This is a genomic window from Colwellia piezophila ATCC BAA-637, assembly GCF_000378625.1.
Lineage (GTDB): Bacteria > Pseudomonadota > Gammaproteobacteria > Enterobacterales > Alteromonadaceae > Colwellia > Colwellia piezophila.
Genome location: NZ_KB905167.1, coordinates 115,574 through 130,086 on the forward strand (window position 1 = coordinate 115,574; position 14,513 = coordinate 130,086).

The 14,513-nt window shown below is 39.2% G+C and carries 11 protein-coding genes; 7 read left to right on the forward strand and 4 right to left on the reverse strand.

Translation table 11 applies throughout. From position 1 onward, the window contains the following. Positions 1-39: 39 nt before the first annotated feature. Positions 40-1,026 carry a hypothetical protein gene (locus tag F580_RS0114365; protein WP_019028437.1) on the reverse strand — a complete coding sequence of 329 codons (987 nt, stop codon included), beginning with the start codon at positions 1,024-1,026 and terminating at the stop codon, positions 40-42. A gap of 130 nt (positions 1,027-1,156) precedes the next feature. Here F580_RS0114365 and glnE point away from each other — a divergent pair, with 130 nt between their 5' ends. After that, positions 1,157-4,015 carry a bifunctional [glutamate--ammonia ligase]-adenylyl-L-tyrosine phosphorylase/[glutamate--ammonia-ligase] adenylyltransferase gene (glnE, locus tag F580_RS0114370; protein WP_019028438.1) on the forward strand — a complete coding sequence of 953 codons (2,859 nt, stop codon included), beginning with the start codon at positions 1,157-1,159 and terminating at the stop codon, positions 4,013-4,015. Positions 4,016-4,638: 623 nt separating this feature from the next. Here glnE and F580_RS0114380 read toward each other — a convergent pair. Then, entirely contained in the window at positions 4,639-5,337 is a 699-nt protein-coding gene (locus F580_RS0114380; protein ID WP_019028440.1) for a TcpQ domain-containing protein, read from the reverse strand. Positions 5,338-5,494: 157 nt separating this feature from the next. Continuing rightward, the gene (lpxL, locus tag F580_RS0114385) at positions 5,495-6,433 is read right to left on the reverse strand and encodes an LpxL/LpxP family Kdo(2)-lipid IV(A) lauroyl/palmitoleoyl acyltransferase (protein ID WP_019028441.1); all 939 of its coding nucleotides are present in this window, start codon (positions 6,431-6,433) and stop codon (positions 5,495-5,497) included. 148 nt (positions 6,434-6,581) lie between these two features. Between lpxL and F580_RS0114390 the strand changes: the two genes are divergently transcribed. After that, positions 6,582-7,676, forward strand: a complete 1,095-nt coding sequence (locus F580_RS0114390; protein ID WP_019028442.1) for a glycosyltransferase family 4 protein — start codon at positions 6,582-6,584, stop codon at positions 7,674-7,676. A 315-nt stretch (positions 7,677-7,991) separates the two neighbouring features. On the opposite strand, the gene tolC is transcribed toward F580_RS0114390, so the two are convergent. After that, positions 7,992-9,341, reverse strand: a complete 1,350-nt coding sequence (gene tolC / locus F580_RS0114395; RefSeq protein WP_019028443.1) for an outer membrane channel protein TolC — start codon at positions 9,339-9,341, stop codon at positions 7,992-7,994. Between the two features lie 143 nt (positions 9,342-9,484). On the opposite strand from tolC, the gene F580_RS0114400 reads away from it, so the two are divergent. From F580_RS0114400 to parE, 5 genes are all read left to right on the forward strand, one after another. Then, positions 9,485-10,126, forward strand: a complete 642-nt coding sequence (locus F580_RS0114400) for an NUDIX domain-containing protein (protein WP_019028444.1) — start codon at positions 9,485-9,487, stop codon at positions 10,124-10,126. Between the two features lie 66 nt (positions 10,127-10,192). Then, positions 10,193-10,687: a DUF1249 domain-containing protein gene (locus F580_RS0114405; protein ID WP_019028445.1), complete on the forward strand. Its 495-nt coding sequence runs from the start codon at positions 10,193-10,195 to the stop codon at positions 10,685-10,687. Between the two features lie 3 nt (positions 10,688-10,690). Then, a complete protein-coding gene (locus F580_RS0114410) occupies positions 10,691-11,503 on the forward strand; it encodes a metallophosphoesterase (RefSeq protein WP_019028446.1) in 813 nt (270 codons plus the stop codon). A gap of 346 nt (positions 11,504-11,849) precedes the next feature. Further along, a complete protein-coding gene (locus F580_RS0114420) occupies positions 11,850-12,443 on the forward strand; it encodes a YqiA/YcfP family alpha/beta fold hydrolase (RefSeq protein WP_019028448.1) in 594 nt (197 codons plus the stop codon). A gap of 142 nt (positions 12,444-12,585) precedes the next feature. Continuing rightward, positions 12,586-14,472 (forward strand): DNA topoisomerase IV subunit B, encoded by a 1,887-nt coding sequence (gene parE / locus F580_RS0114425; RefSeq protein WP_019028449.1) that lies wholly within the window; start codon positions 12,586-12,588, stop codon positions 14,470-14,472. The last annotated feature ends 41 nt before the right edge of the window (positions 14,473-14,513 follow it).

The following is a 14,513-nucleotide window of genomic DNA, read 5'->3' on the forward strand; positions in this document are numbered from 1 at the left end:
ATATTGTTGTTCCTATTCTTTTTTTATACGACTTATTCATTACTTCCCACGTCTAAAACCGCGTGAAGTATTGGTATTTGAGTTTCTAAAACTAGAATTCTTACTTCTAGATTTACTGGCGTAGTTGCTTTTCTTGACACTATTGGTGCGAAAGCGATTGGCACTGTTTTGTGCTGTTCTACTCTGACTTGATAAACTCGATGAACCCGCTCGGTTCTTACTATAGGGACTAGTAAATTTTTGTCCGCGGCTCGCAAACGATTTTTTAGTACGCGTGTCTAGTGAGGTTTGTTGTTTTAATTGATTTGGTGAGCTGTAACGTGTTCTACCATAGTCGTTGTAATAACTATAATTACGGTTGCTGCCCCAATCATTATAATAGGTACGTCGACCAAACACGTTGCCCACCATAGAATACATGCCATACCAAGCCCAGAACGACATACCATTACTGCCGGTTTGCCAATTACCATAATTGGGATTGCCAATAAGTTGTTCACCCGTGCCAAAGTCTTGGGCATTATTGGCGCGTTGGCTCTGAGATTTTGATAAGGAATTAATGCGCGGTAATTGACCATCAGACATATCCGCTAAGACATTAAGAGGATCACTTAAGGCATCAGAATACAATACGGGATCTGCAGCCTGGTAAATATTAAGTAATTCATTATAAAGCGCCTGAGATGACTCAAACATTTGCGGTTGTGTCTTAGCAGTATTAATCCTATCTAATAACGCTTTGTACATAGGGCCATCAGTGGAAGCATCTTTGCGAAACTCATTAATCAAAGGCGTTAAATGTGCCTTGCTAACCATGACGGTATCAGCATATTGATTGATTAAGCTGGCATTACGAACTTGGCCATTAGTTAGGGCATTACCTAACTGCACCACTCTTTGTTCAGTTATTGGTAATTGCTGCTGTATTTGCTCTTTAACCGGATCACCACAGCCAAATAAACTAAGGCTGGTAATTATGATCACGAGCAATAAAAAAGGTGTTTTTAGTAAGTGCATTTCTGCCATCATCTCCTCAAAAATGCTATGTTATCGAAATAGTTAAATAATATTACCGATAATTCATAGACAAGTGTCAATTAATACCATTATCGACATATTATGTCTATAGATAGACTTGTTTATATAAGGAATTCTTGTGACCTTGGCCTTTTCCCCGCTTCTTCAGCAACAGCAAATAACTAGCTGGCAACACTTTACTGAACAACACAGCAATGTCTGTGATGAGTTAACAACGCAGCAAGTAAAGGCTTTTCAGCAAGCGATAACCTTAAGTGACTTTATTTTTGAAAGTGCTTTGCAAGCGCCAGAGCTTGTCATTGAACTATTCAAGACACCCAGTGATGAAGCAATACCAGACTATAAGCAGCTTTTGTTTGGACAGGTATCAGTTTGTGCTGATGAAGCTGAACTGCATCGAGCACTAAGACGCTTTCGCTTACAGCAAATGGTCAGCATTGCTCTTGATGATTTAGTCTTTAATATCAGTCTAGACACGTCACTAGCACGGCTATCATCGCTAGCTGAGGAACTCATTTTGGCAAGTTTACAGTGGCTTACTGATTTTTGTCAGCAGAAGTGGGGCACCCCGACTAATGAGCAAGGCGAGCCGCAAATTTTATTGGTTTATGGCATGGGAAAGCTCGGGGGCAAAGAATTAAATTTCTCTTCTGACATTGACCTTATTTTTACTTACCCCGAAAGAGGGGGCACTAGAGGTTGTCGCCGAAGTATTGATAACCAACAGTTTTTTACTCGTTTAGCGCAAAAATTAATTGCTTCACTCCATCAAGTGACCTGTGATGGTTTCGTCTATCGCGTCGATATGCGCTTACGTCCGTTTGGAGATAGCGGCCCATTGGTACTCACTTTTAATGCCATGGAAGATTATTACCAAGAACAAGGGCGAGATTGGGAGCGTTATGCCATGCTAAAAGCGCGGGTTATCGGTCAGTCTAGCTATCATCAGCAGCTGTCAACTATGCTCAGACCTTTCGTTTATCGTCGTTATATTGACTTTAGTGTTATTGAAAGTCTGCGCCGTATGAAGATGATGATTGCTCAAGAGGTACGTCGTAAACAATTAATAAATAATATTAAATTAGGCGCCGGTGGTATCCGAGAAATTGAATTCATTGTGCAAGTTTTCCAGTTAATTCGCGGCGGTCGAGTAAAAGAACTGCAACAGCGTAGTTTATTAACCGTGTTACCTAAACTGGTTGAGTCAGGCGAAATAAAAGAAGAAAATAAACGAGTACTTGAAGATGCCTATCGTTTCTTACGCCGAGTTGAAAATATTATTCAGGCATTAGCCGACCAGCAAACACAAACCTTACCCGACAACGAACTTGATCAGCAGCGGTTATTATCGGTACTGAATATGGATAACTGGGCTGATTTTCTAGTCATTTTAGCTAAACATATGGACGGGGTTCATCAAGAATTCGATTTACTTATTGGCCTAGATAGCCCTAATCATCAAGCCGCGGATGAACATTGGGTTACTCTTTGGCACAGTCGTTGGAATATTGAGGAGTCTATTGCTTGGATAGAGCAAGAGGCACTTGCATGGCATAGTGATACAGTTTGGCAAACACTCAGTGATTTTCGAGAAGATACCGGTAAACGCAGTTTAGGTAATCGAGGGCGGCAAGTCTTAGATAAATTAATCCCGTTATTGTTATGTCGACTACAAAAAAACATTAATGCTGAAGAAGTCTTAGCACGAGTACTGCAAGTCTTTAGTAAAATAGTCACCCGTACTGCTTACTTAGAATTACTTTTTGAAAATGAAGGCGCACTAAAGCAGTTGATTCATCTTTGCCAAGCGAGTAGCTGGGTGGCAGACTATATTGCTAAGTACCCGATATTACTTGATGAGTTGATTGATCCTAAATTACTGCATAATCCGCCACAACTTTCATCTTATGGGCTAGAGTTACGCGAACGTATGTTGCGTATTCCAGAGGAAGATCTTGAAGCGCAAATGGAGTCGTTACGTCAATTTAAACAGTCACAACAACTACGCATTGCGGCAGCAGAAATTGCTGATGTACTACCTGTTGCCCGAGTTAGTCAACACTTAACTGCCTTAGCCGAAGCTATTTTATCAGAAGTAATAAGTCTTGCTTGGCAGCATGTTTGTGAACGCTTCGGCGTGCCTATATCATGCCTAGGTGGAGATAAGGAAAAAGGCTTTGGCGTTATCGCTTATGGAAAAACGGGGGGGGTAGAACTCGGTTATAGCTCTGATTTAGACTTGGTTTTTGTTCATGACAGTGACGCCAATGAGGTAACCACAGGCAGGGCTGATGGCAGTAAAGTTGTCTCAACAAGTCAGTTCTATATGAAATTAGCACAGCGTATTATGCATATATTTAATGCCCGTATGAACAGCGGTATATTATATGAGTTAGATATGCGCTTAAGACCGTCAGGTAATTCTGGTGTACTAGTTGTTCATTTAAACACTTTTGCTCAATATCAGCATGAAGATGCATGGACCTGGGAGCATCAAGCACTAGTGCGAGCCCGAATGGTATTTGGTAATAGTGAGTTTAAGCAACGCTTTATCGACATAAGACAAGCCGTTTTATCAAAGCCAAGGCAGATTGAAACACTTAAAATCGATATTACTAACATGCGCGAGAAAATGCGTAATCATCTAGATAAATCGAGTGAAACACAATTTGATATTAAGCAGGGCAGGGGCGGCTTAGTCGATATTGAGTTTCTTGCCCAGTTTCTTGTGCTAGCTCATGCAAATCAGTACCACGAACTGATGTTGTACTGTGATAATTTAGGGATTTTTAAAACATTATTGAAATTGGACTTACTTGATAAACCAGAGCAACAACAGTTGAGCAATATGTATCAAAAATTTAGAGCGCTAGGGCATCAAGCAACTATGCAAAGTGAAGGACAATTAATCAATAGTAAAAACATCACCGGACAAGAGGCTATTTATGCTATTTGGCAACAACGCCTAGTTAAGTAACCTCAACTCTGGATAAGCAAAGTTACTCAATAAGCTATTTCATACCAATTCCAATAAGTTTCTTCGCACTCAGCGAGAGTTAAAAGGTTTAGAGGCAAGGCATTGATTGTAGATAATGGTTATTCAGGAGAATAAGCTCAGGATAATATGCTCCTGCATTATCTAATAAGGTACTTCCTGTACCGTCTGCATTCTCTAAAAACACCATCCATGTAGCGTCCTTATCAAAATCAATAACGCAGCATGTAAGTCTTTACCTTTTATTAGGTACTCGCCCTTTGGGAGATCACCAGTAATTCGATAACCACACAGAATTTCTTTCATATAGAGTGACTATATGCAAAAAAATTCTATTTGTTCTCAAACCGCTGGCAAGCTCTGGGTTGGAACTAACTTAATGGATTTGGTATTGGGCGATATCAGCATTGGAACTCCTACCAATAACCAGTTATTGGGTACGTAATACCGCCTTGTTATCCACAAAACTATCAATATTGAGACTAATAAACAATCACATAACATATGTTTTATGCTATGTGATTGATAATAAATAAGTACTTATAAAACTTAACATTCATTACCCAAAGTTGAGGTTAAGTAATAAAAAAAGTGATGAAGGAAAATTAATAAGCTTTGTCACTATCGAGTAAAATACAAGCGTCATCTAAAAACTCTTGTGGAGCGCTTTCAATAACAACAATTGCCCGTTGTCGATTGCAAAAGAAGATGGAAAGGCCTGATGGAAAGTGCCCTTCGATTGCTTTCGCAACTTGGAAGGTTGTCGTTAGAATGTTTTTATCAATTCGAAAAGGGTCTTTAATTATATAATCTCGGTTTAACCACCAGATCAAATCTAGGCCATCTTTCTCGGTGTACTCGGCCAGTTTTTGGTTTAAGGTTTCACCACGCCTAAAAGGTCTCGATTCAATACTGCCACGCCAATTTTCTTTATAAGGGCGCACTACCATTTCTCTTGCTTGCAATATTTTAACTAAATCCCCCTTAGGCTCTGGCAGATAAACAATATTATTACGGATTTTAGGGCCCTTACCATCCATATCGCCGTGTATGTTAGCATAAAATTTGGATAAACCTACTGCTGCAGCATTGGTAGAGACTCTGCCTTGTTGGTACTTTGGGGCTTTACTCTTGGCTACTTGTGGCGTCGAATCGCTCGCTGTTTCACTCGAATTTATGGTACTTTCATCGACCTTACCTAAGGAGCCATCAAGGGAAAGCAAAAAGTCTTGGTTAGCAAAAAATGCCCAAGCTAATACGGTGAGAAAAAGTCCTAATATAGTGTTACGCAGCCAAAAGTTCATTGGTTAATTAATACCTTTATTATCATTATCTTAATTATAGTGAATGTTTACTCAATTTACGTAATGAATAGTCTTTCTATGAATTACTGATCAATAATGGCTAGTTGATAGCTAAAGTCAAAGCCTTTGCTTTAGTTATTAACGATAAAATAATCTGTTACTTATATAAGGAAGCATCATCCGGATTTGGTCTAGTTTTAAAACGTCGATGTAACCACATATATTGCTCGGGTTGCACCATAATGGCTTTTTCTAATTCTTGGTTTATTTTGATTAAATCTTGTTGGTCATTACCTGTTGGAAAATTTTCTAGTGGCGCAGATACTTCTAAAGTGTAACCACTGTCATCCGCATTTCTTCGCGGGATCATCATTACTGTTTTGGTGTTTTTCTTCTGGGCAAATATTAAAGTACCCAGAGTGGTTGCTGTTTCCTTTACCGCAAAGAAGGGCACGAATAAACTTTTATTGCGGCCGTAATCTTGATCGGGCAAATAGGCACAGGCTTCTTTGTCATGAAGTGCTTTGAGCAAACCTTTGACATCTCGCTTCCCTACCATATATTTATTAGATCGAGCTCTGCCTCTGTGTTGAAAAAACTCCATCAGTGGATTGTTGTGGGGGCGATAAAACGCCACTAAAGGGTTGTTGATTCCAGCGCCACGAGCACATATTTCCAAGCTTAAATTGTGCATGGATAGCACAAGCACGCCATTACCTTGAGCTTGTGCAGCCGTTATATGATGCGCGCCAATTACCTTTACTTTTTTCGCTATGCGCCAATTTGGCCACCACCAACCCATACCGGTTTCAAAGAGGGCTATGCCAGTATTTTCAAAGTTTTTCTTTAAAAGTTCTTGTAATTCTAGCTCGCTTTTTTCAGGAAAACATAATTGTAAATTTGTCAGTGCTACATGTTTACGTTTTGAAGCGAGTTTAAAAATAAGTCGACCCAATATTCGTCCCATGGCGAGTTGTAATTTAAAAGGTAACCAAGAAATACTGTAAAGGATAAAAACACCGAGCCAAGTTAACCAGTACTTTGGTAAGAGAAAAGATAACCTAAAATTAGGCTGTAATACTTTATTGCTGCTCAATTAATTTTCTCATCTGACTTTTATTTAAACTAGGTTTGATTATACGCAAGTTAGTTTGCCTTGGGCAATGAAGTTATTTCGCCACGGGACAATTTTTACAGTAGAATAGCGCCTAATAGTTTAATTGTTGGTATTTAGAGAATTTTTAATGGAAACAGTGGTTGACCAAGGGGCAAGCGACAAAGAAATTGAGCTTATTCTTGGAAATTCAAAACGGAATTTTTCAGGTATTACTTCAACAATGTTGCAAGTGGTATCTTATCAAAAGGATATGATACCATTACGTATCATGGGGAAGAATAATTTAACCGATCCAAGTCTAGCGATTAGTTTTTGGGAAGTTGTTAAATTGTGCCAACAGCCTTTAACCAATGGTAAATTTCGTATTTTTCATGCTCGTCGTGTTGATGAAATGATTCAAGGCGTACTCCTTAAATATATTTTTGGCGCCAAAATAAAGTTGGTTTTTAGCTCTGCAGCTCAACGAAAACGTGCAAAGTTTACTTGTTGGTTAACTCGGCGTATGGATGCAGTTATCGCCATGAGCAAAGCTTCTGCCCGTTATTTAGAACACCCGCCAACTACTATCATTTATCATGGCATAAACACTAACGCTTACACCGCGAGTGCCGATAAACTCCAAGCGTGGCAAGCGCTAACATTATTAGATAGCACACAAGATAAAGGTAAACGTGGTATTGCTATTTTAGGACGTGTTAGAAAGCAAAAAGGTGTACACCTCTTCGTTCTAAGCTGTATCTCGCTCTTAAAAGATTACCCTGATTATACTGCCGTTATTGTTGGTGGTGTTGCACCTAAACATGCAAAGTTTACTCAAGAATTACGTGATATGGTTGCCAAGGCAGGATTGTCTGAGCGTATAATTTTTACTGGCGAGCAGGACTTTGCTGATATCCCTAAAATATTTAGCAGTTTGTCACTGGTGGTTGCCTTGAGTGACAACGAGGGTTTTGGCTTAACCATCCTTGAAGCCATGAGTAGTGGCGCAGCTGTCTTAGCTAGTGAAGCTGGCGCATGGCCTGAAGTTATTCGTCAGGGAGTCGATGGGTACGTGGTTCCGATAAATGATTTAGCGGCCGTAAAAGATAAAATGGCTTTGCTGTTAAGCGATGAAAATAAACTTGCCCAAATGGGTGAAGCCGGACGTCAACGCATCAAAGAACATTATTCGGTTGAGCGAGAAGCAAAAGAGCTCACTAATTTCCTTAAAACGCTCGTTTAATATAGCTTATCCATAATTTTAAAGTCGCTATTTTTGCAGCGAGATCATGTTATGGCTGAAATTTTGACGGGGAATTCTAGCCGATAACAGCTGAGTTTTTGACAAAAGACTTCGACGACTTGTTGTAAACCTGAGTAGCTCTATAGATAAGTTCTTATCTTGAACGTTCAATTATCGAACACTAAACGCCTCCTTACTAAATTATTGTTTACTCAAAAGTAGTCATAAAAAAGCCCTAAACAATCGTCTTGCTTAGGGCTTATTAAATAGTGTATTAAATTAAATCTTAAGTCATAGTTGATATAAACCGTTTGACTAATTAACTACCATTAAACCGGAGTTTATTGAACTTATATCTGCATCAGTGATAGTACCTGCAGCGCGTTTTAATAATAAAACATTTTGAATATAGGCATAACGAGTTGATGATAAATTACGCTTGGCGTTATATAAGTTACGTGTGCTATCTAATACATCAACGATAGTACGTGTACCCACTTCAAAGCCTGCTTCAGTCGCTTCTAATGCTTTATTCGCACTTAACACTGATTGCTCAAATGCTTTAATTGCTGAAATAGCGGCTATAACCGTGTTATAGGCGTTACGTGTAGTACGAACAACACCGCGGTGTGTTAATGAGAGATCTTGGCTGGCCAGTACAAAGCTGTTCTGCGCTTTACGCACTGAGCTTTGAATAGCGCCACCTGAATAAATAGGCACATTCAATTGCACGCCAATCGAGTAACCATTAACGCCTGGTAAATCTGCAGAAGAGCCTGAGTTGAATGCTGTCTCTTCATCTTTACCATTGTAACTCGCGCCAAAGTCTAACGTTGGGTAATGACCTGAGCGAGCAATATCAATATTATCTTTTGCAATATCAATACCGACTTTAGCGGTAATTAAATCCAAGTTTTTAGCTTCAGCCGTTACTTGCCACTCATCAGCACTATTTGGTATAGGAGTACTGGTGCTAAAACGTTCAGTGTTTAAGACGCTAATATTTCTTGGGTAAGTATTGGTGATTACGCGTAACTCTTCTTCTGCTTGGAAAATCGCATTTTCAGCGCGAATTTCTTCAGTAACAGCACTATCAAATTGCGCTTGTGCTTCATAGACATCGGTAATAGCCGTTAAACCAACAGAAAAACGCTGCTTAGTTTGCTCAAGTTGACGAGCGATAGCATCTTTTTCAGCGGTGGCAAAAATGAGATCATCTTTAGTACTGAGTAAATCAAAGTAAGCTTGGGTAACACGGGTAATCAAATCTTGTTTAGCAACTTGATAAGTTAAATCACTTTGATGGGCTGCTTTTTCGGCATTACCTAAACGTAACCAACTATCATGATGATAAAGCTGCATATTCAAACTTGCACCGTAAGTCAGGCTTGTTGATTCTTGTGTGTTGACAGTGGTGTTATCATTAGCAACAAATTCTTGTTCTCCTGTACTGAAACCGCCATTGGCACTGATTTGCGGTAATAACACCGATCTAGCCTGGACAATATCTTCTTTTACGATCATAAACTGAGCTTGTGCTTTAAGAACCACAGGATCATTTAATAGGGCTTGATGATAAACGGTAAGTAAATCATCAGCTTGGGCGTTTGTACTGCTAATTGCAGCGGTAATCGCTAGAATTAGGGTGCTTAGGGTTTTTTTCATGAGTAAGGAATTCCTTGGGTGTATTACTCTAATTATTCATTTATAGGTATTAGTTGGTAGAGTATCCTACATGGATTTTAAAATTAACCAAATAAAATAACTGTTTACTAGTGTAACAAATTATTTTACAAAAGAGATCTTCGATGAAAAGTGATAAAGATAAGCCTTTAGCTATGCTGCAATTTGGCAATGAACAGGTGTCAGTGCACTCGGTTGATACCAAGTATCAGGGCTTTTTTAAAATGAATGAATACACCTTGCAGCATAAACTGTTCTCAGGGCAGCAGAGTCATACTTTTACCCGGGAGGTTTTTGAACGTGGTGATGCCGTAGTCGTTATGCCATATGATGTTAAGCAAGATAAAGTGCTATTGATTGAGCAGTTTAGACCTGGCGCTTTAAGGGGAGAAGACAGCCCATGGTTGTTAGAGTTTATTGCTGGTATGTTTGATGATAATGAGAGCCCAATTGACGTCGCTATACGAGAAGCGAAAGAAGAAGCCGATATAGATTTGACAGACAATGATTTAGTACCGATTATGCAATACCTTTCTAGCCCTGGCGGCATGAGCGAGCGTATTCACCTATATTTAGCGCATTTTGATAGTGAGAATGTAAATTCTGGTGACGTTTATGGTTTGCTAGAGGAAAATGAAGACATACTGTTACATCTAGTCAAGCGTAACTGTGCTTTAGATTTATTAGCACAAGGTAAAATCACTAACGCGGCCACTATTATCGGGTTACAATGGCTAGCAATGAACTATCAATCGTTATCTAATTAAGGTACCAGTAGTGAGTACGCTTGTTTTATTGGTAGCGATTATACATGTACACGCTAAGAGGCATCTATGAGTTTTTTTCCTAACCGAGCATTGGTTAACGGGGCTAGAAAAAGTTACCAGCCCAACTTAGTTAGCTTGATGACTTTGTGTGCCAATAACTATATGTTATTACTTCGAGTCTTAGCTGATAAGAGTGTTGCGGGTGAAATACGTCACTTCTTTATCAGTGATTTTCTCTCTTATAATGTGACAATAACAGAGGTGACTCGTTACACCTGGTTGATAAGCTTTGAGCAAGAAGTTTTAAGCAGTCGACTTAAAAATATTCCAGGAGTCGTCGCTAACGGACTGCACCCTCGCATGACCATTCGTTTATATCATGATGCCCGTATGGCAGAAGTACTTTCTACGCAAGACATCAGGCAAGTAAAGCCACGTTACGATTATCCCAATGCTCAAATGCATCAACAAGATGAAAAGCAACAGACTAATCAATTTCTAAATGAGTGGTTACATTTATGTTTACGTTTAGGCCAAGTCAATGTTGAGTTGCAGCCTTAACTTATGAACGTCTCTGAACCGCCGCTATTAAATAGTCAGGCGATTGTTTTAGCACAAATAACCGATAGTCATTTGTTTTCTTCAATTGATGGCTTGCACCATGGTCATGACGTGTTGGCAAACCTTAAAAAGGTTTTATTGAGTATTTCCCAGAACGCTAATATAGACTATATCGTCTTTACCGGTGATCTAACTCAGGATCATACCGAGCAGTCTTATCAAAATTTTGTCAATGCGGTGCATGATTGTCATATTAAAAAACCAATATACTATTTGGCTGGTAATCACGATGAGCCGGAGCTATTAGCTAAATATTTTTCAGGCGCGCCTTTTCTCTCTGATAAAGAAATAAACTTAACCCATTGGCAAGTGCAGCTAGTTAATAGTAAAAGTACTACGCCAGCAGGTTATGTTAGCGAACACGCTTTAAAAAAATTGCACCGTGCTATCAATAGAAATAAACATCAACTCATTATGATGCATCATCACCCTATCGATGTGGGTTACTTTATTGATAAACATGGTTTACAAAATAAAGCCGATTTTTGGCGAGCCTTTAATGATTTTGATAACATCAAAGCGATTGCTTGTGGACATGTCCATAGTGCTATGCAGTTAACCTATCTATCAGAAAAGCAATTAGAAAACACATCAAAGGTCAAAGAGTCGGTAACTCTGTATACTTGCCCTGCAACCTCAATACAGTTTGACCCTAGCGTAGATGGTGTTGCCGCTTTAGCTAAAGGCCCAGGTTATAGGCTTTTTCATTTACAGCCGGATGGCCAGCTTAATACTGATGTTATTTACTTAACCTGAACTCTGGATAATGAGTGATTGGTGTTTAAGTAAAAACAACAACTTACGATTATTAAGAATGAAATTTACAAGATTAGTGGCGATATGCTCTATCAATGTTTCAATTTATTTGATTATCAAGGTAAAACGTTTATGAATAACGGGTTATTTATCGACGTTTTAACGCTGATAATCAGATAAAGGGGAATATTGAGCAAGTGCAGCTTATCCAGAGTTCAGGTTACTTATACTGAAGTTATTTTTACTTTAGCAAGTGATAACCCTATGGCAATGCTTTTTAAACAAAGTAACTCTTTAATAATTAAAACGCTTGATAACTTAAAATCTTAATAATAAAAATTCAATAATGAAAAAAAACATTCTCTATATTCATGGCTTTAACTCATCGCCATTGTCGCTAAAAGCCGAACAAACTCGGCAATACTTAGCAAAAAAACATCCCGATGTTGGATTTTTCTGCCCGCAATTAGCCAGCACACCTGCTAAGGCTATTAGTCAATTAGAGCAACTCATTGAAAATCACAGCGCCAATACGCAATGGTATTTAATAGGCTCTTCATTAGGCGGCTATTTTGCGAGTTATCTAGCGCCTAAATATCACAGTTTAGCCGTATTAGTGAATCCGGCGATAACACCTTATGAATTATTGCATGATTATATTGGCGAACAGGTTAACCCTTATACCCAAGAAGTGTACCAAGTGACCGAAGATCATATCCAACAATTAAAAGCGTTGGAGCAAAGTGCACCGACAATTAATTGTCAGCAAAAAAATAATTACCTAGTTATGGTACAAATGGGTGATGAAGTGTTAAATTACCAACAAGCTGTGGAAAAATATCAACATTGTCGATTAATAGTACAAGCGGGGGGCGATCATAGTTTTATCAACTTTGATAAGTACTTAGCCACCATCAGTGACTTTTTTCAACTTGATTAACCACCAATAAAACTTGTAATGTGTAATGCGCTAATACCAAAAGTAGGAACACCTATACCCGTTACCATTCAAGCACTCTGAAACATGCATCTTGAATGTTAACGGGTATAGATCTTTTAACTGCGATTAAATTGAGTTTAAAATGACTGACCAATACAACTCCGACTCCATTGAAGTACTCAGTGGCCTAGAACCCGTTCGACGCCGCCCGGGCATGTATACCGATACCACACGACCCAATCATTTAGGTCAAGAGGTTATTGATAACTCGGTGGATGAAGCACTTGCCGGTCATGCACAAAATATCAGCGTGATCTTATATAAAGATCAGTCACTGGAAATAATCGATGATGGCCGAGGTATGCCGACTGATATTCACCCTGAAGAAGGTGTCTCCGGGGTTGAACTTATTTTTTGTAAATTGCACGCCGGTGGCAAGTTTTCCAATAAAAGTTATCAGTTTTCAGGTGGTTTACATGGCGTTGGTATTTCCGTGGTTAATGCCTTGTCAACGCGAGTTGATGTCACCGTTAGACGAGACGGTAAAATTTATGAAATGGCCTTTGAAAATGGCGATAAAGTAGAAGAGCTAAGTGAAACGGGTACGGTAGGAAAACGTAATACCGGTACCAGTGTTAAATTTTGGCCCGATGCTAGCTATTTTGATACCGCTAAATTTTCGGTACGCCACCTGACGCATTTACTCAAAGCTAAAGCGGTATTGTGCCCTGGCTTAACCATTAAATTTCATGATCAAATTGAAGATAAAAAATATCAATGGTGTTATGAATACGGTTTAACTGATTATCTAAAAGATTCAATAAAAGACTATATTACCTTACCCGAGCAGCCTTTTATCGGCAGTTTCACTTCTCAACAGGAAACGGCCGATTGGGCGGTTACTTGGTTAACTGAAGGTGGCGAAGGCATAGGTGAAAGCTATGTTAACTTAATTCCAACTATTGTCGGCGGTACTCATGTTAATGGTCTGCGCCAAGGGCTACTGGAATCGATGCGAGAGTTTTGTCAATTTAGAAATATTTTACCGCGCGGGGTAAAATTAACTCCTGATGATATTTGGGATAAATGTAGTTATATCCTATCAATTAAGATGCAAGACCCACAATTTGCTGGACAGACTAAAGAGCGGTTATCGTCTCGTCAATGTGCCGCTTTTGTTACTGGTGTGGTAAAAGATGCTTTTAGTTTATGGCTAAATGAGCACACAGATAAAGCGGAAGCATTGGCAGAGTTTTGTATCAATAACGCCCAAAAGCGTATGCGGGCCAGTAAAAAGGTAGTCAGAAAAAAAATCACCTCCGGTCCAGCTTTACCCGGTAAATTAACCGATTGTGGTAGCCAAGACTTAAGCCGTACTGAGCTCTTTCTGGTGGAAGGTGACTCCGCTGGCGGTAGTGCAAAACAAGCACGTGATCGTGAATTTCAAGCGATTATGCCGCTGCGAGGTAAAATACTCAATACTTGGGAAGTAGACTCAGGGCAAATATTAGCATCGGAAGAAGTACATAATATCTCAATAGCTTTAGGGATTGATCCTGACAGTGATGACTTATCAGAGCTACGTTACGGTAAAATTTGTATCCTAGCCGATGCCGATTCTGATGGACTGCATATTGCCACCCTATTGTGTGCCTTATTTACTCAGCACTTTTTACCACTGGTGCAAGCGGGTCATATTTATGTTGCTATGCCGCCATTATATCGAATCGATATCGGCAAAGAAGTGTATTACGCCTTAGACGAAGCAGAAAAAGAGGGTATTTTAGATCGAATCGAAGCCGAGAAAAAACGTGGTAAAGTCAACGTACAACGCTTTAAAGGACTGGGTGAAATGAACCCGTTACAGTTACGTGAAACAACCATGGATCCAAATACTCGTCGCTTAGTACAACTTACCGTTGATGATCATAGTGAAACTATGGAATTGATGGATATGTTGTTATCTAAAAAGCGAGCCGGTGATCGTAAAGCATGGTTACAAAGTAAAGGTGATATGGCCGTAGTTTAATAGGCCTTTAGATTATTTGTATATAAAAAATAAAAAAAAAG